The organism is Pseudoalteromonas maricaloris (genome assembly GCF_024746855.1).
GTDB classification, from domain to species: domain Bacteria; phylum Pseudomonadota; class Gammaproteobacteria; order Enterobacterales; family Alteromonadaceae; genus Pseudoalteromonas; species Pseudoalteromonas maricaloris.
In genome coordinates, this window is sequence record NZ_CP024626.1 from 799,772 (window position 1) to 824,605 (window position 24,834).

At 40.2% G+C, this 24,834-nt stretch carries 14 protein-coding genes and 1 pseudogene; 10 read left to right on the forward strand and 5 right to left on the reverse strand.

What is annotated here, in order from left to right; all coding sequences use genetic code 11:
* Positions 1 to 26 precede the first annotated feature (26 nt).
* On the reverse strand, positions 27 to 2,402 hold the full coding sequence (gene ppsA, locus CTT31_RS21290; RefSeq protein WP_260492477.1) for a phosphoenolpyruvate synthase: 2,376 nt from the start codon (positions 2,400 to 2,402) through the stop codon (positions 27 to 29).
* Positions 2,403 to 2,545: 143 nt separating this feature from the next.
* Here ppsA and ppsR point away from each other — a divergent pair, with 143 nt between their 5' ends.
* Positions 2,546 to 3,355: a posphoenolpyruvate synthetase regulatory kinase/phosphorylase PpsR gene (ppsR, locus tag CTT31_RS21295; RefSeq protein ID WP_039495336.1), complete on the forward strand. Its 810-nt coding sequence runs from the start codon at positions 2,546 to 2,548 to the stop codon at positions 3,353 to 3,355.
* A gap of 31 nt (positions 3,356 to 3,386) precedes the next feature.
* Here the strand turns inward: ppsR and CTT31_RS21300 are convergent, their stop codons facing one another.
* A complete protein-coding gene (locus CTT31_RS21300) occupies positions 3,387 to 4,742 on the reverse strand; it encodes a class II 3-deoxy-7-phosphoheptulonate synthase (protein ID WP_010605527.1) in 1,356 nt (451 codons plus the stop codon).
* 307 nt (positions 4,743 to 5,049) lie between these two features.
* On the opposite strand from CTT31_RS21300, the pseudogene CTT31_RS23635 reads away from it, so the two are divergent.
* Together CTT31_RS23635 and CTT31_RS21305 are read left to right on the forward strand one after the other, a co-directional pair.
* Positions 5,050 to 5,169, forward strand: a pseudogene (locus tag CTT31_RS23635) (ISAs1 family transposase); the annotation flags it as partial.
* A 2,118-nt stretch (positions 5,170 to 7,287) separates the two neighbouring features.
* Complete coding sequence (locus CTT31_RS21305) at positions 7,288 to 8,154, forward strand: DNA replication terminus site-binding protein (protein ID WP_260492478.1); 867 nt, start codon at positions 7,288 to 7,290, stop codon at positions 8,152 to 8,154.
* A gap of 593 nt (positions 8,155 to 8,747) precedes the next feature.
* Here the strand turns inward: CTT31_RS21305 and CTT31_RS21310 are convergent.
* Positions 8,748 to 9,962, reverse strand: coding sequence for a hypothetical protein (locus CTT31_RS21310; protein WP_017216875.1), 1,215 nt, complete (start codon positions 9,960 to 9,962; stop codon positions 8,748 to 8,750).
* Between the two features lie 702 nt (positions 9,963 to 10,664).
* Here CTT31_RS21310 and CTT31_RS21315 point away from each other — a divergent pair.
* From CTT31_RS21315 to CTT31_RS21340, 6 genes are all read left to right on the forward strand, one after another.
* A complete protein-coding gene (locus CTT31_RS21315; protein ID WP_017216876.1) occupies positions 10,665 to 11,897 on the forward strand; it encodes an AAA family ATPase in 1,233 nt (410 codons plus the stop codon).
* A gap of 13 nt (positions 11,898 to 11,910) precedes the next feature.
* On the forward strand, positions 11,911 to 12,873 hold the full coding sequence (locus tag CTT31_RS21320; RefSeq protein ID WP_017216877.1) for a ParB N-terminal domain-containing protein: 963 nt from the start codon (positions 11,911 to 11,913) through the stop codon (positions 12,871 to 12,873).
* A gap of 170 nt (positions 12,874 to 13,043) precedes the next feature.
* Positions 13,044 to 16,136: a DEAD/DEAH box helicase gene (locus CTT31_RS21325; protein ID WP_260492479.1), complete on the forward strand. Its 3,093-nt coding sequence runs from the start codon at positions 13,044 to 13,046 to the stop codon at positions 16,134 to 16,136.
* 239 nt (positions 16,137 to 16,375) lie between these two features.
* Complete coding sequence (locus CTT31_RS21330; protein ID WP_010376203.1) at positions 16,376 to 16,579, forward strand: hypothetical protein; 204 nt, start codon at positions 16,376 to 16,378, stop codon at positions 16,577 to 16,579.
* Between the two features lie 5 nt (positions 16,580 to 16,584).
* Positions 16,585 to 17,271: a response regulator gene (locus CTT31_RS21335; RefSeq protein ID WP_260492480.1), complete on the forward strand. Its 687-nt coding sequence runs from the start codon at positions 16,585 to 16,587 to the stop codon at positions 17,269 to 17,271.
* A gap of 62 nt (positions 17,272 to 17,333) precedes the next feature.
* Positions 17,334 to 18,815, forward strand: a complete 1,482-nt coding sequence (locus tag CTT31_RS21340; protein WP_260492481.1) for a DNA recombination protein RmuC — start codon at positions 17,334 to 17,336, stop codon at positions 18,813 to 18,815.
* 67 nt (positions 18,816 to 18,882) lie between these two features.
* Here the strand turns inward: CTT31_RS21340 and CTT31_RS21345 are convergent, their stop codons facing one another.
* Positions 18,883 to 19,368, reverse strand: coding sequence for a hypothetical protein (locus CTT31_RS21345; protein WP_039495343.1), 486 nt, complete (start codon positions 19,366 to 19,368; stop codon positions 18,883 to 18,885).
* A 358-nt stretch (positions 19,369 to 19,726) separates the two neighbouring features.
* On the opposite strand from CTT31_RS21345, the gene CTT31_RS21350 reads away from it, so the two are divergent.
* Positions 19,727 to 22,270 (forward strand): TonB-dependent receptor plug domain-containing protein, encoded by a 2,544-nt coding sequence (locus CTT31_RS21350; protein ID WP_260492482.1) that lies wholly within the window; start codon positions 19,727 to 19,729, stop codon positions 22,268 to 22,270.
* 88 nt (positions 22,271 to 22,358) lie between these two features.
* Here CTT31_RS21350 and CTT31_RS21355 read toward each other — a convergent pair whose 3' ends face one another.
* Positions 22,359 to 24,407 (reverse strand): ATP-binding protein, encoded by a 2,049-nt coding sequence (locus CTT31_RS21355; RefSeq protein ID WP_260492483.1) that lies wholly within the window; start codon positions 24,405 to 24,407, stop codon positions 22,359 to 22,361.
* Between the last annotated feature and the right edge of the window lie 427 nt (positions 24,408 to 24,834).

Here is a 24,834-nt window from a genome sequence, read left to right on the forward strand (position 1 = left end):
CAATGTGTTGCATTGGGGCCATTAAATTATTTAGTAAACTTTTCAGCTAGATAAAGCCAAGTTTCAAGTACTGTATCTGGGTTAAGTGAAACAGAGTCAATCCCCTCTTCAACTAACCAAGCAGCAAAATCTTCATGATCCGATGGACCTTGACCACAAATACCTACATATTTGCCTTTCGCTTTAGCAGTTTGAATTGCCATTGAAAGTAGTTTCTTGATAGCTGGGTTTCGCTCATCAAACAGATGCGCAATAAGACCAGAATCGCGGTCCAGACCAAGTGTTAACTGGGTAAGGTCATTTGAGCCTATCGAGAAGCCATCGAAATATTCTAAGAACTCATCAGCAAGCAGGCAGTTTGATGGAAGTTCACACATCATAATGACTTTTAGACCATTCTCGCCACGTTTTAGACCATGAGCTTCAAGGATTTCAATAACTTGAGCCGCTTCTTCTAGGGTACGAACGAATGGGATCATGATTTCAACGTTGGTTAGATCCATCTCGTTGCGAACACGTTTAATGGCTTCACACTCTAATGCAAAACACTCTCTAAAGTCTTCAGAAATGTAACGAGATGCGCCGCGGAAACCAATCATTGGGTTTTCTTCTTCCGGCTCATACTGCTGGCCGCCAACCAAGTTTGCATACTCGTTTGACTTAAAGTCAGACATACGAACGATTACACGCTCCGGAGCAAATGCTGCACCTAGCGTAGAAATACCTTCAACTAACTTGTTGATATAGAACTCTACTGGTGATTCATATCCCGCGATTAGCTCTTTAATTTCAGCCTGTAGCTCTGTATCTTGCTTATCAAAATGAAGTAGTGCTTTAGGGTGAATACCAATCATACGGTTGATAATAAATTCAAGACGCGCAAGACCGATACCTGCATGTGGTAACTTCGCAAAATCAAACGCGCGATCTGGGTTACCTACGTTCATCATTATCTTCATCGGAATAGCTGGCATAGAATCGATGCGAGAAGAAATAACATCGAATTCAAGTTCACCTTTGTAGATATAACCTGTATCGCCTTCGGCACATGATACTGTTACCGTGTCACCATTGGTGATTAAATCGGTTGCATTACCACATCCAACCACGGCTGGGATCCCCAGCTCACGCGCAATGATTGCAGCGTGACAAGTACGTCCACCACGATTCGTTACGATAGCAGAGGCACGCTTCATTATAGGTTCCCAATCAGGATCCGTCATATCAGTAACAAGTACATCGCCTTGCTTTACCGAGTCCATTTGATCAATTGAAGACAGGACTTTAACTACGCCTGAGCCAATCTTATGACCGATTGCACGACCTTCAACAATAACTTCAGACTTTGATTTTAGCTGGAAGCGCTCCATTACGTTCGCATCTTCATTTGAACGAACGGTTTCTGGACGGGCTTGTACGATATAAAGCTTGCCGTCATTACCATCTTTTGCCCATTCGATATCCATTGGACGACCGTAGTGCTTTTCGATAATAACAGCTTGTTTTGCTAATTCTTCTACCTCTGCGTCTGTAATCGAGAATTGGTTAGATAGTGCTGAGTCTACATCAACAATCTCAACTTGCTTGCCGTGAGACTCATCACTTGAGTAGATCATTTGGATTGCTTTTGAGCCAATATTTCTCTTAAGAACAGCAGGTTTTGCTTTTGCAAGCGTTTGCTTATGAACATAAAATTCATCTGGGTTTACTGCGCCCTGAACTACCATCTCGCCCAAACCATAGCTAGAAGTAACGAAGACAACGTCTTCAAAGCCTGATTCAGTATCGATTGAGAACATAACACCAGACGACGCTTTGTCTGAACGCACCATACGCTGAATACCAGCAGAAAGCGCCACGCCTCTGTGATCATAGCCTTGGTGTACACGATAAGAAATTGCACGGTCATTGAATAGCGAAGCAAAAACATGCTTGATAGCGACCATTACGGCATCAATGCCACGAACATTTAGGAAAGTTTCTTGTTGGCCAGCGAAGGAGGCGTCTGGCATATCTTCTGCTGTTGCTGATGAACGAACAGCAAAGGAGACATCTTGGCTTGCGTCACCGTGTAACTGGCTATACGCCTCACGGATTGCTTTATCTAATTCTGGTTGGAATGGTGTATCGATAACCCACTGTCTAATCTGGGTGCCGACTTTGGCTAATTCGTTGACATCGTCAACATCGAGAGTATCTAGGATTGAGTGGATTTTTTCATTGAGGCCTGATTGCTCAAGAAATTCATTAAACGCATCAGCAGTTGTTGCGAATCCACCAGGTACTTGTACACCAGCGTTAGCAAGGTTAGATATCATTTCACCTAGAGAAGCGTTTTTACCACCAACTCGAGGTACATCTTGCATACCCAACTCTTGATACCAGAGAACGTAGTCTTGCACGGAACTGTCTCCAAAACAAATTGTATTAAATGTGAGAGATTAATTGACCTTTCCACTTGGTCAAGGGCATTCTACAACGGTAAGGCAGTCTTCGTAAACCGCGATGGCTTATTTTCAACAATTTCTGAATGAATAATAGCAAAATGAGAACAGCATTTTATATTTCCGATGGTACCGCTATCACCTCTGAAGTGTTTGGTCACGCAACGCTTTCAATGTTCCCTGTAGAATTTAATCACCAAACGATACCATTTGTAGAAACAGTAAAAAAAGCAAATGAAATCAAAAAATTAATAGACTCGGTTGCTGAGACTTCAGGTGAAAAACCATTGGTGTTTTTTACATTCGTTAATCCAGAATTGTCCGATATTATTTTATCGTCGCAAGGGGTTTGTTACGACTTTTTATCTTATGCCAGCGAAATAGTAAAAAGGGAGCTAAAAGTTCAGCCGGTGCCAAAAATGCACCGGACACATAGCATTCACGAATCTTCTTATGATTTTAGAATAGATGCAGTTAACTACGCACTTGCAAATGATGACGGCGCAAATATTAAAGACTATGACGAGGCAGATATCATATTGGTTGGTGTCAGCCGCAGCGGTAAAACGCCGACAAGTTTATATTTAGCATTGCAATATGGTATAAAAGCCGCGAATTATCCGATGACAGAGGATGATTTAGAAAGTGGAAAACTACCCAAATGTCTAGATAAATACAAAGGTAAGCTCTTTGGTTTAACCATAGATCCCGAAAGATTAGCCGCAATAAGGCAAGAAAGAATGGCTAACTCCAAGTACGCATCAATCAGACAATGCCGTATTGAAGTCAAAGAAGTTGAGATGCTATTTAAAAAGAATAGAACGCCTTACTTGAATAGTACACGTTATTCCGTTGAGGAAATATCAGCAAAGATTATTTCTGAAACTGGGTTAAAGCGCCATAAATACTAAAAAGGCCGCAATGCGGCCCTTTGTTTGTTGTTTATACTGTTTTACGAGCGTCTTTTAGTAGATCAGCAACTAAAAATCCTAGCTCTAAAACTTGGTCTGCGTTTAGACGCGGATCACACTGGGTGCGGTAACGCTGAGATAAGTCTTCGTCTGATAGACCATAGGCACCACCAACACACTCAGTGACGTGTTGCCCTGTCATTTCTAAGTGCACACCGCCAGGATAGCTACCCTCCGCTTTATGCACTGCGAAGAACTGACTGATTTCTCTTAGGATATTGTTAAAGCTACGTGTCTTATATCCAGTCGTCGCTTTTTCAGTGTTTCCGTGCATCGGATCCGAAGTCCAAATAACTTTGCGGCCTTCTTCTTGAATTCTGCGAACTAATTTAGGGAGTTTTTCCGGCAACACATCTGCACCCATGCGAGTGATAAGTGTTAGACGACCAGGAATATTATCAGGGTTAAGCGCATCGACAAGCTTAATTAACTCATCTTCTTGCATCCCTGGGCCAACTTTTACGCCAATTGGGTTTTTAATACCACGGAAAAATTCGATATGAGCGTGATCTAGCTGACGCGTACGTTCACCAATCCAAACAAAGTGAGCAGAACAATCGTACCAGTCCCCCGATAAGTGGTCTCGTCTAGTTAACGCTTCTTCATAACCTAACAATAGCGCTTCGTGTGAGGTATAAAGCGGAGTTTCCTTTAGGCTTGGTGCTACTGTTGAATCGATGCCACAAACTTCCATAAACTCAAGTGCTTCTTGAATACGCTCTGCGAGCTGTTGAAACTTGTCTTTTAACGGATTTGCAGCTACGAAACTCATATTCCAGCGATTTACCTGATGCAGATCAGCAAGACCACCCTGCGCAAACGCGCGAAGTAGGTTAAGTGTTGCTGCTGACTGATGATATGCTTTCATCAATCTATCAGGATCTGGGATACGCGCTTCTTCCGTAAACTCAAAACTATTAACGATATCACCACGGTATGAAGGTAAAGAAACACCATCAATAGTCTCAAAATCTGAAGAACGTGGCTTAGCATACTGCCCTGCCATTCGAGCAATTTTAACTACCGGGCATTTACCGCCATATGTTAATACGACAGCCATTTGTAAAAGTGTCTTGAACGTATCACGAATATTAGCGGCACTAAAATCTGAAAACGATTCTGCGCAATCACCACCTTGCAATATAAAAGCTTTACCTTCGCAAACATCTGCTAGGCTTTTATACAAGCTCCGCGTCTCTTCTGCAAAAACGAGCGGTGGTGCTGAATTTAGTTCTTTTTCAACTGATTTTAACTTCTCTGAATTTGGGTATTCAGGTTGCTGCAAGATAGGTTTATCTCTCCAGCTATTTGGGCTCCAATTAGCCATTGTATTTTCCTCATTCCAATATGTGTTACCACCATTGAACAGTACCCCAAGCCCCCTTATTCATCAAGGAAAAACTTTAGTTTGTTTTCACCAAGGAACACATCATACACATATTAATCTTATAACTTGAAACATTCGCTAAAACTACTTAAGAAATTAATCACAATATCGACCTCATTAAGATATGATGTTTTTTAATACATCTTTCCAGCGAGCACAAAACGGGACTTAAAGTTGACGAGTATCGGACTTTTATATTCTAGTCTTTAAGTCGCTATAATGAGTACGATCACTCATTTTAGAGTGAATTGAAGACCCTGGAACCTATACCAATATCAAACATAATCTTGTCGACGTCTTGTTTTTCACTTTGAGTGTCTTGATTAGTTGCGCTGACGAATGGAAGTCAATTCAAGAATTTGTGATCAAGCGGAATGCCCCAGCCTACCTCTTCAGCAAATCGTCTGATAAAGCATTTATATACAAAGATGACACACTGACTTTAGCTGGAGCGTTATGTTAAATTGAAGGTTTATTTAAGTTCAGACTAGTAATCTAATCCCTTCAACTCAGTTACAAGTCATTGGATAACAACTCGTCGTATTTTATGAGTAGGAAGGAAGCAAGAAAAAATGAGTCTATAGTGATAGCTATGAGTACGAATCACATCTGGTATATAATTTTTGAAAGTAGTGACGCGTAAAGATACTTCCAATAGGCCTATCCTCCAATGAGAACTCAACACTGAAAAGATTTTTCTTCAATGCTCTGGGTTATTTAAATAAAATAAATTTTCTTGATTAAGCTATCTTATTGAAACAACGAAATCTCGCTGGGCAACGTAGTAACGCAGTGCTTATCTCTATAATCAGATAAAAATAAGTAAAGTATTCTACTGTCAAGAAGGTAGTATTGATAACAAGAGTACTACTGAGTTTGCTATTGACCCTCACTCTTTTCTTTATGTCTAACACAACGACTTTTTTATTCTTACAGTATCAAGAGATAGTCACTTTGCCTAAAATAATTAGGTATAAGGTTACTCGCTCAATAGCTTAATGCTATTTTCCTTTCCAAAAATCTCACTATTTTCGGGACAGTTAATTTCAGAAATATTTTCCCATTAACAGTTAGCACATCTAGCTTGACTCGCTCTCAAGCAAGTTGTTCAGACGCTTGAAAAGATCTCTGTCGACTTTGCTCGTTAACGATCAGACCATGAATTCAGGTGTAAAAACGATATGATATTTAAATAATAAAAGCACAGGAGTAGTGTCTTCTATCTACTCGTGTTTTTCCGTTATTTTAACTTCGCTACAAATCGAGTACGGCATTGACATTAGTATTTATTCCGGCGAAGTTTGAATAATAGTAAGCAATCACTGAAGTAGCTGGTTTAGTTACTATAAAGTTAGTACTAGCGTTGCAACTCCGAACTGAACATATGCATGAAGCAAAAGAAACTTGTACTATAACCGTCTTCGTGTTTTAGTCAGGTACGACTACAAAAGTGCGGATGTTACTCGAAGATTCATAGCCAAGAAAAAGAAGTGGTAAGGTTGTTCTCTTTGAAAGTGCAAAATTAAACTCAGTATTCTACTCTATAATTTAGCCAATCCCATTAAAGGATCCCAAATAATGACTATTGCATAGTGAGTACTCACTTACTAACCATCTATCATCTTCCCTTTCCGGCCTAACTAGAATTTATCAAACCTTCATGCCTACGGAAAAGTGCTCGGTCGAAACAAAATAAGTGAACACTTACTATTGTTTTTCACGACTAAAATCTGAACAAGAAGAAGACTTTGTCAGTATCAAAAGTTGACTTTAATTTATGAAAAAGAGTATTATCGCGAGGAACCTTAAGGAACACATCATACAATTTAGATAATTTATATAAAATCATTACCAAATTTAAAAATTAATCAAAAAACTGATAAGTAGCGTTGTCATCCTGAGTGATCACTAGCCATCGCTTTTAAATGACTATTGCCCGTTAAGAACTCCCTCCAAAATTTATCAAAATCCAATTTTATAGGAGAAATCCAAAAAAATTTGATATAATTATGGCCTACCCATAAAGAACACATCATACGTAGATAAATGAAACAATCTCAGTTCCACAAAACTAATTAGCAGTTTCAACAAGACAACATAAAATCATTTTCCTATTTTAAAATTTACTAGCTAATATTTTATTTCTCAAAAAACCTAGACGCTCCGAATAAAAGCTTAATAAGTGAAGATAAATATGAGCTATCAGAGTATTTTTGATATAATTTGTATACATCTATTGGAACACATCATACTTTTATAAATAATAAGCATTTACTTCATCACTAAAATATTCACGAATAATTAATCAGATACCTAACTTCTCAAACTGATATTCTAATAAGGTATCCAACTTAATTCAGAAAATGGAGGTCTAGTGCAAATGATGTTGTTAGTTTGTTCCATTAGGGACTCATAGTAAAATCGCTTAGCGAGATTTCATTATTTTTGATATAATACTAAAGAGATAACTAGAACACATCATACAATGAATAAATTTAATATACGTTCAACTTTCGATATTCTTAACGAGCATATTAATCAGCTATGCCATGAACTGACTGAAGCCGATATAAAAAAAGCAACTTTTTATGAACTGCCTGATATAAAAAAGCAAGATGAAGAAACCGCTCCAACAAATATAGCAGTTACAAAAATAGAAGGTGAAAAAGCACTCTCTAAATGTTTAGATGCTTATCGCGATCTCTATTTGAACGACCGCGAAAGCGGAAAGTTGTTGCAAAGGTTCCCAGGTCTTTTGTTAGTCAATGACTCTAAAGAAATTATCAAGTCTAGGGTGAATGCTGTGAATCTTGCCAAAGAAAATTTTAAAAATGCTATTCTGGAAATTTCTAACAATGATGCCAGATTCGAAGCTGTTCATAGTGCAGTTCCTAACTTAATGACTTTGGCTGCCTATCGAAAAATACATAGCGAATCCACAGCTCCCTATTCCGTTCGATTTACCTGGATGAAAAAACATGCAACCAGAGTTTTGAGTAAAGAACTTGCTATGGAGATGTTGAATCGCTCTTCACTTTATTCAAATCCGAGGATGATAGATCAGGAAAAATGGCAACAGCTAGTAGAACAAGAAAAATATAGAGTTTCTAGTCTATCAGAAAATGCAAAGCTCAGAATTAGAAGGCCAACCAGAGTAACACCTGAGGTGAATGTGAGATATACAGCTCAAAATCGCTATCATGTAAGTGCCGCACTTCCATTTATACTCTTTAACCCGCATCCAGACACAAAACTTGGAGAGTTAAGTCATTTTACACAAAAAGATGATCATCCAAGAAAGCGAGAGTACAACTTTCTAGTCGATAGAATTTATTTAGAAAGATTTGAATAACAATAAGGTATAATTAATACGGAATTTAAAGATAGCACGTAATTTAACATAATCCTTATGAATAAGCATAGTCCATGGTAGGTGCTAACTGACTTAACCTTAATAAAGTACGATGTGTTCTATACCACTTTAGAACTTATAGGCTAAGATGAAATCGTTATCTTCACAGATTAAGTACTAAATTTCTTCAGGTTAAATTTTGATTTATCATTAAATTTTAAGCTCTGAAATAGCTTATCGACCACGGACTCGTATCTAGAAATCACTAATAAATCAACTACTGTTGCATAACAAATTTTTTCTATTTGATTGTTCTAAATAGGAAGATTTGAATTATTGATATGCTTCTTCTCTCCCAAAGATAAAAAATTAATTTGATCCGCTGATGTAGTTTCAAGATTTATTGATGTCAGTATTTTTACATTACAGAAAATTTTTAAGAAGGCTTTTAGCTCTTTAGACTGCATCGTTTTGAAGAATTAGATAGTGATAAATTTCGGTCGGAAAGTATCCTCAGTTGGGATAGAAATTAGCTTTGATATCAAAGTTCTTTATTTTGGCTAGAAATACCATTCTAGCCAAAATGGGAAATCTTATTTTTTGACGATTTCTTCTAATGTATCTTCATCAATTACTTCGACATTTTCAACGATACGTTTTCCACCTTGAATTTCGATACGTTTATGGTGTTTATTAAGAGCCAATATTTCGTCACAGAACTGAGCAGATGGGTGCATTTCGTACACATAATCAACGATTTTTCCGGACTTTTCATCCTTAACATTTGAAATATTGTATTCGGATATCGCCCCTTTCTCGATCAAATCTTTCATTGTTGTGGTCATATCACGACGAAGTGCCTTCAATTTATTCTCTGTAATTTCATCATCAGAATAAATTGAGCCGTATTTTTCCATAATTGAAATTAGGCGAAAATGATAAGTTTTACCTGGAGCTGCGTAACGCCATAGATGATACAAACGTAGCATCATCCAACGAGATAAACCACGTTTTAACTCTTGAGCACTATTGAAATAATAGCCTTTATACTCCAAGTTATCGATCATGTTATGAACAAATGCATTTAAACATGCAACACATTTGATGTTGCCGCCCTGTCCTTTTTTACCACTAAAATGTAGTGAGGACAGAAAGTTCATGTTTGATTCGTAAAATGAATCATCAATACTTGGGTTTTTAGTATCTGTAGCCGTATATTTGAACGAAAGTTTAGAACCTTGAAGGGCTTCCAAAGATTCCTTAATTTGCGGATAAGGCATTGATTGACCAACAGCTTTTAATTCTTGAGCAAGCTCGTTCATCGAAAAAATAACTGCGTATTGAATACCGGACTTAAAATTTATTTTAACAATCTTACCTTTAGAAGCTAGACGGATCAGCGCGCGCTCGACCTTTTCTTCTCGGTCAGATGGCCAAACTAAAAACTCTTCGTCATCACCATCTTTTTTAGTACTAACAACAGCTGGCGTAATTTTTATCTCACCTTCGTATAGAATACCATCTACTTTTTCAGATATTTTTCTCGTTACGATCGTTTTTTTAGGCGCTTCTTCTAACGGTAATTTTTTATGTCCCGAACGAACAAAGCGTCCCCATAAATCGTAATGATTAAAGGTATTAGAATAAGCTCTTAACCCATGGGCAGCATTTTCTAAAGATACTCGAACATCTTTATTATCCGTAAACAACGCCAAACTTTCGTTATCGATTGCACTTTCTACACCATGGATCTGTCCACGAAGTGAATCGGGCAAATTGTCAACAGAGATGTTCACCTTCCGGCTCATTGTTTTACTTCCAAATTTTCATGACGTCTAATAACAACATATTCGACAGAAAAAGTTAATGATTAAAGTTAGTAAAAAAGTGATCCGAAGTAATTTTTTTTGTTGGGATCATTTTTTTACTAAGTAGGCGCTATTTTCAGATCAAACTTTTACTAACAGAGGTAAAATTAACGCTGAAAAACCTTTGTTTAAGCCCTATTTAGCGGAATTACAACGACAAACCAGACGTCCTTGTGGAAAACTCTATCATTAATTAGTAAAGATCTGATCTATGCTAGGTAGAGATCAGATCTATACATACCTTAAAGCACATGATCTTATATCATCTGTGCATAACTATTTGATCTTACTTAGTAAAAAGTTGATCTCCACTACCATATCTGTGAACAATTCTGTGCATAAGCTGTTTATATATAACTTTTTGAAATAGTAGTTAGTAAAATTTCGATCTCGGAGTTATAAGAGATCTGATCTTAACCTAGTAAAAAGTAGATCTATAAAAATTTAAAAAAGTTATGTAAAACAGTTGGATAGGTCGTAATTTCTTTGCCTTAGCCTTTAATACCTATATATTTAACCATATCTAAACTTTCTTATTTATACTTAGATGTAAATCAAAATTACAAATGTCTTTGTTTTTTTGTGTTTACAGCAAAATATATGGACATTATAATAATCGTTATCAAATAAAGGATAATGTGTATGTCTATAAATAACAATGCGCTATCAACGTACCGGCTCTTAAAAGCTACTGCAGAAGTAGCAGAACAATCACTTGCTGGTCGTATTCAACATTATAGAGCTCATCTTAAAACTGAAGAAAAAGAGCTTAGAACTTACACGCAAAAAGCTGCTGCAGATCTACTTGGTGTAAATAATAGAACACTCAAAAGACGTCATGACCAAGGTGACTTTGATACCATCAATATAAAGAAAGGCGCAAACGGTCATTATGCATACACATTAGCAAATATCTTTGCGATGGCAGATGTTCTCGGTGTAAATGCTGATCAACGAAAGTCTAGCGATAAATTACAAGTCATCGTGATTAATAGTTTGAAAGGCGGTTGTGGTAAAACAACAAGTTTAGTGAATATCGCAGCAGCACTAGCTACAACTAATATTAAACGCTATCGCATCGGGATCATTGATCTTGATCCACAAGGATCGTCATCAAGCTTTTTTCCATCTAATGATCATGAACCGATCACTGTTGGCGATCTGATGAGAGATTGCATTGAATTAGATGAAGGTGAAACATGGAAAGATCTGGTCTCTAATTCATTCCAAGAAACCCACATTCCAAATATTCGCGTATTACCTTCTGGTATGGATGACTTTTACTTTGAGCACGAAACAGCAACAGAGTTAAAAGAAAGTTCAAGCTACGAAAAGACACGTCATTACCATAAGCTTAAAGAGAAGGTTATAGAGCCTGTACAAGACGAGTTTGATATTATCCTCGTAGATACCGCGCCTTCACTTAATTTTATGTTCTACAACGCATTGATGGCGTCTACGGCTATGTTAATACCTGTACACCCAGAGGCCGTAGACTTCGACGCTAATAATAAATACCTGAAGCGTCTTGGTGAGATATACCATACTGTTGCAGCTCTTGGTCATGAAGGCTGGGACTTTATGCAATTCTTGGTCACTAATTATGTTAAAGGCAACCATTCTCAGCGCGATATAGTTAAAGATGTACGTAGTGCTTTTGGCCGTCAAGTAATGAGTTACCCAATCAATCACAGCTCTGCAATTACAGCGAGCTCTTCATCGTTTAACACTATTTTTGACCAAAAGACTTCAGATAGTTTGGCAAGTCGTGAAGCATTGCTAAAAGCGCAAGAAAATATCAAAGACGTGGTTGATGAATTAGAGATGCTGATCCGTTCAAATTGGCCTTCAACACAATCCTCGCTAGCAGAATAAAAAGGTATTAATAATGGCTAGAAAACGTAAAAATGACACACGAATAGATCCTTTTGCTACTGCGGTTGAAGGCAGTAGCCTCGATGATCTTTTAGATCAGGCTAAAGTGGGCGATGTGGTTACTATGCCTGCGCCAAGCGATCCGACAAAAACCATAGTACTAACCTGTGAAGTAGTGCCGTTTAGCGAAATTGAGAGTAAAACCACAGTTTATGGGCAGAATCGCCGCGAGCAATCTTTATTAAGCGAAAAAGCAGTCGCAGATATATTACCTGCCATTAAAAAAGATAAGCGAAATCTCCACCCTGCTCTATGTTGGCATCACAATGGCAAACTTCACGTTTTATCAGGCTCAAGACGCCGTAAAGCCTGTTTGCTGGCTGAAGCAGATTACGTGGTGTTGAGCTCGAAAGACTTTAGTGACGAAGATGCAAAAACATTAGCGGTATCTTCCGATCAATACATCGCCCCGAGCCTTTGGGAATTGGGTAAAGCCTATTTTGATACTAAGCATAACTTGATCGAACAAGGCCAAAAAGGATCGTATCGAGAAATCGCTGCCGTGGAAGGTGTTTCTCACACAGCTATCGCAGACGCATTGAAAGCTTATGAAAGCATTCCGGTCGAAGTATTGCAGTTGTATCCAACTGCGAATCATTTAGGCCGTGAAGCGGCTAAAAAGCTCATCACTGCGAAACAAGAACAACCTGAGCAGTTTTCAGAGCAAATTGCTGCACTTAAAGCGCAAGATTTTATGACTGAAGAGATGTCAGATGAGAAACGTGCTGTTCAGATCACCAAATTCTTGACTACTTTCGGAAGTAGCGACTCACGTGTGGAATCCATGCTAGAGAACGACTACATTCGAGTACAAAGAAATCTTAAAAGCGGTGATGTTACCGTGAAAATAGATAATCGAGTATTGACTGATAAGCGTTTGGAACAACTGCAAAAATTACTTAGCAGTTATAATTAAGGTTTGTTCAAAAATTGCCGCGTTGGTTGAATTATCAAGCAACTCGGCGCTTTTTCTAGTCAGTTGACCTCCAACCAGTCCTTTTTTAGCGAATTTCTCGCATTTCTCTCTTTAGCTCAAATCACTAATTTCATATACTGGCTTTTTATTTTAATTTTGACGTGCACTTAATGTCTTCGCAGTTATCTAAAGAGCAACTTTTCGCCTTATTTGAAGAAATCAAACAGGAGCAGGCTAATCAATTTCCTTTGTCTGAACGTTTTCTTCGTCAGTACTTCAATTCAGCTTTACTTGCGAAAGCTAAGGAGTATTTGAAAGACGAACAAGTCTGCTACCTTCAACACAGCGAAAACTTTGCGCAAATCGACGCGCAGGTATTGGGAAATTACGGCAATACCTTCACTCAGCACATCAAAATAAACCAATCACAAGGTACCGTTTCGGTCGAAGCAAACTGCTCTTGTTCAAATAATCCTAAATGTCGGCACATTGCCGCGGTATTGCTCAAACTTAAAATCGAACATTCTGGTGGCTTTGGTGAGGCTTATTTGGTTAATGACTGGTTTAATGAACTCGGGCAGTTGCAGCAAGTCGATAAAGCAGACGCGGAAAACGTCTTACTCTTTGTGTTAGAGCCTCGAGCAAACGAAGTCCTTGTAAGTCCTAAGGTATCGCCAAATCGGCCCGATGGTGTTTACCCCTTAGGTCGAGTGTTAACCGAGCAGCAGCTTAACAGTCAGGTCGCTCCTGCTGGTTTATTAGAAAACGATTTTCGCTTATTTAGCTGGATCCGCTCGCAAAATACACCGGGTCATTTTGAGCTATTTGGCGCCTGGGGCTTTAATGCACTCACACAACTTGTACATACCCATCGCTGTTTTTATCGCAACCAGCGCCAACCTTTGGAGCTTGGGCACAAGCAAACGCTAGATTTTTACTGGCATCAAGAAGGCAAAGAATACCAACTGAAAAGCCGTCTAGCGAATGTTGAACACTGGCGCTTGATTAAAACCGAACCTCCGGTGTATCTAGATACCGAAAACTTGGTCGTCGGCCGAATTGAGTCAGAGCTTACCGCGCAGGAAATCGCCCACCTTCATACTATGCCTACCATCACGGCTGAAAAGCTAGAGCAGGTAATGGCACGTTTCCAAGATATCTTTACGGATGATGTCATTGCGCCTCCTGCAGGGTTTTCGCAGTTAGCGAGTAAGCAATCTAATGTTGCTAAGCTTATAAAACTAGATAGGCCAAATAAAATTCGCTTTGCAATTGAGCCACTTGGAAAAGGCGCGACGAAAAAGCAGTTAGCAAGGCTGGAGCAAGTACTCACAGGTCTGGGCTTTGTCCATGAGGGCGACGAATTTTTATTACCAACTGAGGATGGCGTTGAAGTCCATTGGTTTAACCGGGAGATCAGGCCGCTTTTACAAGGTAAACGTTGGATTGTTGACGAGCTGCCAAGCAATGGCCTCGTTGTTACACCTAAAGTGCTGTTAAGCCTTAAACGAGATAAACAACATCATGTGCTCGGAAAGGTGATGTTAGATGACAAGCCCGTTACGCTCAACTGGGATAAGCATCCGGTTCATGAGCTTAACAACCTCGCCCATGAATATCGCTACGTCGAAATCGGCGAGCAGTTCTATGCCATTAGCAAATCCATATTTGATGAATTGCTGGAGCTGAAATCTCGTTTTAGTTATTACCTTTCGAGCTCACAATTTAAATTTCCGTTGTCGTATGCCAAAAAGCTGTTTGAACTGACTCATATTCATGCTGACTCAGACGATCAAAAGCTGCTTGAATATCTCGCTGAGCTAGATAAACCGATAGAAAATCTTGACGTGATCCCTGCCAGCGAAGGACAGAGCTTCACCCTACGAGATTATCAAGTGCAAGGTGTTAACTGGCTTAAATTCCTTAATCGTCATCAGCTAGGTGGCATTCTGGCCGATGATATGGGCCTTGGAAAAACGCTTCAGGTTATTGCTTACTTTATTTCTCAGCACAATACGCTAGTGACACAACCAAGTTTAATTGTCTGTCCGACGAGTTTAGTGGGGAACTGGCGTGACGAATTTAAACGTTTCGCACCGCACCTACCTCTCACTATTATTCATGGCTCCAATAGAGAGGAAGCACTTACTAACTTGTCTGGTGCACGATTTATTCTAACGACGTATCCGCTACTTAAGCGTGATGTGGCGTATTATAAAGGGCTTGATTTTGATTCGATAGTGTTGGATGAGGCGCAATATATTAAAAACGAAAGCGCACAAATATCTAAATGCGTAAAGAGCCTATCCGCGCGTTTCAAACTTTGTTTAAGTGGCACACCGGTAGAGAACAATTTACTCGAGCTTAAATCGCTGCTCGATTTTGTCATGCCTGATGTGCTGGGGACTAAGCAGCAGTTTAAACAACACTTCCAGATCCCAATAGAAAAAGAACAAGATCGCCCTAGAGCTCGAGAACTCAGATCGCTGATCGCACCTTTTATTCTTCGTCGTACAAAAGCTGAGGTAGTGAAAGAGTTACCCAATAAGACAGAACTCATCAAAGAATTAGAGTTCTCTGATGAACAACATAAGCTATATCAAGGTGTTCAGCACCAAGTAGAAAGCAAATTGCTCAATCTATTTCAGGAGCAAGGCGTTGAAAGAAGCAAGCTGGCATTCCTCGATGCCTTGTTAAAGTTACGTCAGATCTGCTGTCATCCACAATTGGTTGATAAATCACTGACCGACCAACATGGCGCTAAATTTGAGTGGCTTGCACAACACCTGCCTGTGCTACTCAGCGAGGGCCGTAAGATAATTATCTTCAGCCAGTTTACCAGCGTGTTAGATCTCATTGCTGAGCAGTGCCAACAGCAACAGTTGAAATACACCATGCTGACAGGGCAGACAAGGCAACGGGATAAAGCCATTGAGGCGTTTACTCAAGGCAAGTGCAATGTCTTTTTGATAAGCCTAAAAGCAGGGGGAACTGGTTTAAATTTGACTCAAGCAGATACGGTTATCCATTTCGACCCTTGGTGGAATCCTGCGGTAGAAAATCAAGCAACAGATCGCGCCTATCGTATCGGACAAGATAAGCCGGTATTCGTGTACAAGTTGATTATGGCGAATTCTATCGAAGAGAAAGTGTTTAAGATGCAGCGCGATAAACAAGCCCTTGTTGACGCCCTATTTGCTGAGTCTGGTGTCAATCTTGGTCAGTTTGACGAGTCGCAAATGCTAGCGCTGATAAAAAATTAAAAATAATTTGGAACTAATCAACAAAGGTGAAGGTCTATGATAGTGCTTGTTGTGACATTGTTGAAACAGTAGGCATATGTTGATTTTCCCCCTTTGTTACTGATTGTAATAAGCCAGCTTAATTAAGTTGGCTTTTCTTTTTTCTGGCTCTAAAACATCTTTCACTCCATTTTTATTCCATAATCTCGCGCTTTAATAGCTACAACGGATAAACGCCATAGACCAATTAGGATAACGTTATGCTTTGCTACGATGCGACAATTTCACACTTAAACTTTATTGAGACACAATCAGAATCAGACTATGATCTACTTAATGAAGTTGCGAGTTCAGAAGACTTGTCCAGTATACTAACCATGTTACTGTTCGATGACACGCTTTCAGACAAGTTAAAGCGTCAAGTTAGACAACAATTGAAAAAGTTAAAAGCAAAGAGTAAATAAATCCTATGTCTACCCCATCAAGAATTTTGCTCGTCGAAGACGACCAAGATATTGCAGAGCAGGTGCTGTTGTTTTTTAGAGCATCCGGTTTTGAAATGTTTCATATTGCAGACGGTGCAGAAGTTGTATCTTGGGTAAAGTTAAACCAACCAGATGCAATCTTGATGGATATCATGTTGCCGAACCAAGATGGCGTAGAGTGTATGCGTCAAATTCGAGCGTTTTCTGAAGTACCTATTGTGATGCTGACTGCCAAAGTGGCAGAAGCAGACCGCTTAAAGGGCTTAGAAGTCGGCGCAGATGATTATGTATGTAAACCTTTTAGCGCCGCTGAATTAGTGATGCGCATGAAAGCGATCTTACGTCGTTGTGTGAATACCAATGCGTATCAAAAGCCTATCGAAGTAAATCGCGAAGAATTAACGGTTAAACTGAATGGCAGTACATTAGGCTTAACCAAAGTTGAGTTTGACGTCTTTGCGCTTTTATATGACGCACCAAACCGCGTCTTTTCAAGACAGCAAATTCTTGATTATATTCAACCGGATAACTTTGATATTTCGGATCGTGTAATCGACAGTCACATTAAAAATATCAGAAAGAAAATCAAAGGATTAGATTTATCTCCTAAAATTGTAGAGTCGGTATATGGCGCCGGATATCGCTACAATGGTCAACAGATCACTGAATGACTAAGTGATTGAAATTTATATCTAAGGTATTATCAAAGTAGAAGAACCGATGAGATCTCAATATGCTTTGGTCAATGCTCTCCAATACGCCTGCATGGTTTAGTCTTGCGCTATTTGCAGGCGGTGCGGCTACCCTACTTCCCGTTGTTTGGGTCATGCGCAGCACTTTCAAAAATCAACTCAATACTCAACTCGCTTCCGAGCAAGCACTTAGGTCGCAACTCAGCCAAGCCGAGCAACTCGCTGAGCAATTAAGAGCGCAGCAACTACAAAGTCATGGCCAACAGCAGCAATTGCAAGCAAGATTAGCTGAGCGTCAACGGCAAGCTGCTGAATATCAGCAGCTGTGGCAGCGAGAGCTAGATGCCAAGGAAGAAATTCAAGTGCATGCTCATGAGTTAGAAGTTGAAATGGCCAATCTGCAAACCTTGCTGGAGCAAAAGCAACTAAGCTTTGAGCAGCAGCTCGCGCAGCTTGAGCATGCGAAAGTCCAGTTGAAAGAAGAATTTCACAATCTCGCGAATCAAATATTTGATGAGAAAAGCGAGCGCTTTAGTCACCAAAGTAAAGAAAAAATCCAGCAATTGTTGCAGCCAGTACAAGGTGAGTTAAAGGGCTTTAGAGATAAAATGGAAGCCATTCATAGTGAAGAGCTTAAGCAACGAGCGTCATTGAAAACTGAATTGCTGCACTTACAAGCCAATAATAAAGCCATGACTGAGCAAGCAGATCGTTTGACCACTGCGTTACAGGGCCAAAAGAAAGCACAAGGTAATTGGGGCGAACTCATGCTCGAAAATGTGCTAGATAGCGCTGGGCTACGTCCGGGTTACGACTATCAGCGAGAAGTCAACTTTAATACCGATGAAGGCAAGTTTCGCCCTGATGTCGTGGTTTACTTACCGCAATCTCGTCACCTGGTAATTGACGCGAAAACCTCATTGAATGCCTATACAAGGTATATTAATGCCACAACCGATAGTGAAGCGAATCAAGCCATAGTGGCACACACTGAAGCCATCACTACACGGATCAAAGAGTTGGGTAGTAAATCTTATGAGCGCTTACCAGGTCTTAACTCCCCAGAGGTGGTCATCATGTTTATCCCTGTGGAATCTGCATTTGTTGAGGCGGTTAAGCATAAGCCAACGCTTTATCAGGACGCTTTACAAAATAATGTATTGGTGGCAACGCCAACAACGCTTTTAACCAGTCTTAATATCGTTAAACAGTTATGGCGTTTTGAAGAGCAAAGCAAGCACACCAGAGAGCTGGCGCTTCGAGCTGAGAAGTTTTATAACAAGCTCAATAGCTTCCTACATAGTATGGAAGGGGTGGGTAAACAGCTTGATAAAGCAAAAGAGAGCTACGAGCGAGCGTTTTCTCAGTTATATATGGGTAAAGGCAACTTAATTAAGCAAGCTTCTGAATTTAAAGAGCTAGGCGTTGCCGTAGTCAAGGAGCTACCCGAAGAACTCGAAGAAAAAGCTAAACTTGAGCTCGAGCCGGTAAGTCAGCTTGGCAACCACGATAGCTCGAAATAACGCTTGAAATCCAAAAAAGGCCCATTGGGCCTTTGAACGAAAGATAAAAGAATTTAACCTGAAATGATTAAGGTGCCTTGCACTTGGCATAGTCACTGTGGCGTGGCGTATCCGAATACAAGTGCATATAAAGCGCAAACTGGCTGACATCACGCCAAACATTGCTACTGGCCGGTGGGCATAGTGACTGCTCGATATAACCCTTAAGTGCCTGTCCCGTTAATGCAAGTTTAGTCGGGATACGGATAAACACATTGATGTCATCTTTACTGGTTTTTAAATGTGAGAACTGCCAGCTACCAACCATATACTGTTTGGTAAAGTAGCGGTTGATACGCATTTGGGATTCTTTACTAAGCTGCTGAGTGGGTGCCTCAGGCGTTTCGGTAACAAATGCCCATGCACTTACCAGTGAAATAATAGTGGCTAGTACAAAAGTCCAAATCACAGCAGGTGATAGTTTATTTTTTGGCTTTATTTGAAGTTGCTGCTGGCTCGCTCTAGATTCAACAATTTTTAACCACTCAGCATGTTTTAGCGTCCGTTGTGTCATTGGTACTCTCCGTTTCTGCATACTGGTATTTAAACGCTTCAATGTGGAGTAAAGATGGAGTGGGCAAACATCAGACCAGTGCCCTTATGAGGTATAAGGTAGATCAAAAAATTCTTTATTATTGATGAAAGAATAATTCTAAAATCCGCGTCTTTTCTTATGATAGTGACCTAATTTTAGGCTGGTATTGAATTAGTAAGTACCAACATTTTGGTCATAAGTTGAATGGGTACCGTACCACATTTTGTGTTATTTACTTGGGTACCTTATTCAGTCTTGATTTATCTTTATATCGACTAAATTAAGTAGTAATCGGTCTTTTACAGACTCTGCGTTCAACATATTCACGGGACAAACTATGCAATTTATTAATAACAAGCTGGAAAACGCTGTTCGCAAGCCAATCTCGTTGGCTGTCGGTGCCGCGCTTCTTTCAACTATTTCAATTCATGCGCAAGCAGAAAGTAACAACACTGAAGCCAAAGAAAGTGTTGAAGTCATCGAAATCACTGGTACGCGAAGAAGTCTTCGTAGTGTCGCCGAGAGCACGGTGCCGGTAGATGTGATTTCTTTAGAAGATATGCAAAGTACAGGTCAGCTGGAGCTAAGCCAAGTACTAACAACTCTAGTGCCTAGTTTTAACTTCCCAAATTCAACGCTGGCGGATGGCACGGATCACGCCCGTCCGGCAGTGCTTAGAGGTTTAGCACCGGATCACACCTTAGTGCTGGTAAATGGTAAACGTCGTCATGCTGGCGCATTATTGAATTTAAATGGTACCGTTGGTCGTGGTTCAACGGCGGTTGATTTAAATACCATTCCTGCTGCCGCGATTAAGCGTATAGAAGTACTACGTGATGGCGCTGCTGCTCAATACGGCTCCGATGCCATTGCTGGCGTTATTAATATTGTGCTTAAAGATGCAGAAGAAGGCGGCAGTATTAGTGTGACCTATGGTGAGCACGATACACAGATGGCAGGTGTCCCTGACTTATTACAAACCCGTGCAAACGCTGAGGGCGATTTAGACTTTGTATTAGGAGATGACCGCAAGCGTAATGATGGTGGTACTACAACGATTGGTGCCAACATTGGTTTTGCTTTAGGTAATGATGGTTTTATTAATCTGTCTGCCGAATATAGAGATAAAAAACCAACTAATCGTTCAGGCTTCGATCCAAGAGAGCAATATGCTCGTGATGAAAATGGTCAACTTGACTCAAGAGAGTTTTCATTCGATCGCTACAACCACCGTTTTGGTAAAGCCGAAGTGGAAGACTTTGCACTATTTTACAATGCGGGTTACAACCTAGATGCGGAAACCGAGCTTTATTCATTTGGTAGTTACTCGACACGTGAAGGTAACTCCGGTGGTTTCTATCGTCGCGCAAATGACAGCCGCAACTTAACTGCGGTATACCCAGATGGCTTCTTGCCTCAAATCGTCAGCGATGTAGATGATTACTCTTTTGCGGTTGGTGTAAAAGGCACTCAAGGTGAGTGGGATTACGATATCAGTACAAACTATGGTGTGAATGACTTCGCTTTGGGTGTCGTAAATAGTTTGAATACTTCGATGGGGGTAACAAGCCCGACTGAGTTTAATAACGGCGCTTTAGTTTATTCACAGTGGCTTGTGAATGCTGATGCTAAAACGGCATTGGATTTGGGCTTACCGGATGACGTATTTTTCACGATTGGTGCAGAATATCGCCGCGAAACCTATGAAATAGAAGTCGGTGAAGAAGCTTCTTACCTCACCGTGCTTGATGCAGAAGGCAATCCCGTTGCAGCTGGTGGTGCGCAGGTGCTCGCTGGTTTCTCACCAGCAAGTGCTGTCGATGAATCTCGTCATAACATCGCTTTATTCGCAGAGTTTGATACCTACTTAACGCAGGACTGGAATGTCGTCTTGGCGGGTCGCTTTGAAGATTATAGTGATTTTGGTAGCACTTTCACCAGTAAACTGGCATCGCGCTATGTGGTGTCGGATAACTTTTCACTACGTGGTGCAGTAAGCACAGGTTTTAGAGCGCCTTCATTGGCTCAAACGTCCTATAAATCAATTGCTACGGTATTTGAAAATGGCGTACCGAGTGAAGTTGGCCACTTCCCTGTTGATACGGCAGCTGCAAAAGCGCTGGGTGCTCGAGAGCTTGAACCGGAAGAGTCGGTCAATATGACGGCGGGCTTTGTCTACACACTAGACGCGTTCTCATTTACAGTGGATGCCTATCGAATTGACATCGACGATCGCATCGTCCTTTCTGAGAACTTAGGTGGTCCTGAGGTCATTAATATTTTGCAGCAAGCGGGTGAGCTCAATACGCAAAGTGTAAGGTACTTCACTAATGCTATCGACTCGCGTACTCAAGGTGTGGATATCGTGGCAACGTACAGTTTTGATCTTGCCGACTACGGTGATCTGCGTTTAAGTGCCGCGGTAAACATCAATGACACTGAAGTGACGCATGTAAAAGCAAACCCTGCTGAGCTTGAAGCCCTTGGTGACAGCTATGAGTACTTTGCTCGTCGTGAAATTGCACGATTTGAAGATGGGACACCAAAAGACAAATGGAACCTAGCTGCAATTTGGCAATTTGGCGATTGGCAGACGACATTACGTGCCACACGCTATGGTGAAACGGTAGATTCTTCGAGCGCAGTAGAGGGCGATGAAGTATTAGACGCTAAATGGATCACTGATTTAGAAGTGGCTTATAACCTAGGTGACAACTGGAAGTTTGCTGTAGGCGCTAACAATCTATTTGATCAATATCCACAAGATACTGTTAGTAATATTGGTTATACAACGTTTAACCAGATCTTTCCTTACTCTGCATTCTCGGCATATAACACCGATGGTCGTTTTGTGTATGGCAACATCAGCTACCGATTCTAAGCAAGCTTAGAAAGACGAAAGGCCAAGCAGATGCTTGGCCTTTTGTACTTTACTTACTTAATATCAACTCGCATTTTATGCGGGTACTTTATGCTGGCACATCTATCGCATGAGGTAAGTTTATCTGAATACACAAACCGCCATACTTCCCGGACTTCACTGTGATTTTTCCATTCATCGCTTCAATTAAGCTCTTACAAATAGATAAACCAAGACCTGAGCCTCCTGTTGCACGACTTCTCGATGCCTCGACACGGTACAAGCGTTCAAACAGTTTGTTTTGCTCGGCCTCAGATACGCCTGGTGAGCTATCATCTACTTGTAGGAATAGTCCTTGTTTATTGACCACGGCTTTAAACCTTACCTTGCCGGGTTTATCTGTGTATAAACATGCATTCTTAGCAAGATTATCGATAACCCTATCCAGCTTTGGTTTATCAATGTAAATACTCATATCATCGACGTGAATGTCGGCGATAAATTGCAGCTGATTACTCGTTACTAATCTTTCAATATCGTACACATAGCTTTGGATAACCGTTTTCGCGCCATGCTGTTGAGGGTGGATCACAAGCGCGTCATGATCAGCTTGAGACAATTGATATACGTTCGAGATCAATTCATTTAGCTGATTTATCTTGTTGTTGATCTTGGCATATGCAATCGTGCTGTCATCAATAAGATTGTGTTCCATCGCTTCGATATGGAGTTTTAAGACACTAAGTGGCGTACGTAACTCGTGGGAAATATCGGCCAGCATTTTATCTTTATGCTCAATATTCAATTGATACATTTTTGCTTTTAGCGCCGCATTTCTATGTTTGACGACAAAAAATCCGACTAGAAATAATCCAGCTAAAAAGGTCGAGATTGCTGTGATCACCCACATTTGTGTGGAAAGCTTTGCATTTTGTAAGTTAACCTCGGTTATGGCTTGTGCAGAGCGGGCTTGTTCCAGTTGTTGAGATTGAATAAGCGCGTCAATACTGGCTTTATAGGTACTTACTTGTTTTTCGAGTAACGCTTCATGAAGTTGAGTCTGCAGCTCTGAAGTCGACTTCATAAACTGATAGGCTTGGGCGTATTCATGATGTGCAGCAAGCGTTATCGCCTTAAGGCGATGATATTTTTCGAGCAGTAGCTCTGCCGTTTCAATTTCGGTTAGGGCGTCCAGCTTGGTGAGGAGTGTTTTTGCTTTGACTAATTCTTTGCGTTTTAGCCTAACTTCTAGCTCCGTCAGGTAGGCGTAAAATTGTTGCAGCGTTGAACTGGTTTGAGTGGCATATTCAATGCCTGCAAGTGCATCCGACAGGGCATTGTCTAAGTCTGCCTTGGCTATATGGATCAATGCGGAGTTACGATATGCTCTAGCGAGTGAAACCCTAGCATTGAGTTCTTTTAGAAATTCAATGGCCTCTTTTGTTTGCGCTAATGCTTCGTTCGTTTTTCCGTTCTTAAACTTCAGCTCTCCCAAGCGAAGGGCCGTGCCTGCGACATTACGTAATTCTTTTGAAGCTTTATCTGCAACGAGAGCTTGTTGGAAGAAATACTCTGCATTTTCCTCATCCCCCATACGCACAGAAATATCACCAAGATTGTAAAAATTAGCCCCTTGCTTTTCGTACTGATCAGTTCCTTTTAGTAATTCATAGGCTTTTAAATGATATTGCATAGATTGCGCAAGCAGATTTCTGTGGTCGGCAACAACACCTAGATTATTATAGGTTTGCGCCACTAAACTTGACTTGTTCATCGCTTCGGCTGAAGCGAGCGCTTTTAAGTAAAAAGACTCAGCCTGCTCAAGCTGGCTTAAGTTACGATAGTTAATTCCTATCTCTCTGTATAAATCATATTTGCGCGCTTCGGTAAGGAAAAACTGCTTTTCGATATAGCTAAGGGTAGATATTGATTTCTCATATAAGTCTTGCTTTCGATAAATCATGGCCTGCAAATAAATCGCTTGATATCGCGTTTCTTCTTCTTCACTGACGCTGGCCGTTTCAATTTTAACTAAGGCTTCGGTGTATTTGCCTGCCTTTTCTAAATCTTCTATTTCCTTGATAACTGTATTCCCAGCCTGACAATGCATCGCTGTAAGCAGTGCTACTGCTTTTATTAAGTTCTTGATGGGGGTCATGTATCAACTTCAACGTACTGTAATCAGTTTATAGTTTTACATGGAAAAGTGGGGTAAATATGGAAAGTGTAAAGGGGGTTTACAGCAGAATGAAGTGCTCATAAATCTGAGGTTAGTCATATTTTGATTTTTAGTCAAAATAAACTCAGAACAAAATTTTACTAAGTAAGTTAGTAAAAATGTGACCTGTCGCTGGTTTAGTTAGTAAAATTTTGGTTTGTGAAAGTGAAAAAAGTCACAAATGCGCTCTTTTTTGTCTGGATCTTAGATCTTTACTGTAAAGATCGGGATCGTTAGGTGTTGAGTTAATAAAATTCTGATCTCAAATAGGTCTAGGTTAGTAAAAATATGATCTGAGTAACTGACGTTGGTAAATACGTGATCTAAGTTATCAGAAGCTAGTAAAAATCTGATCCACAATAGATAA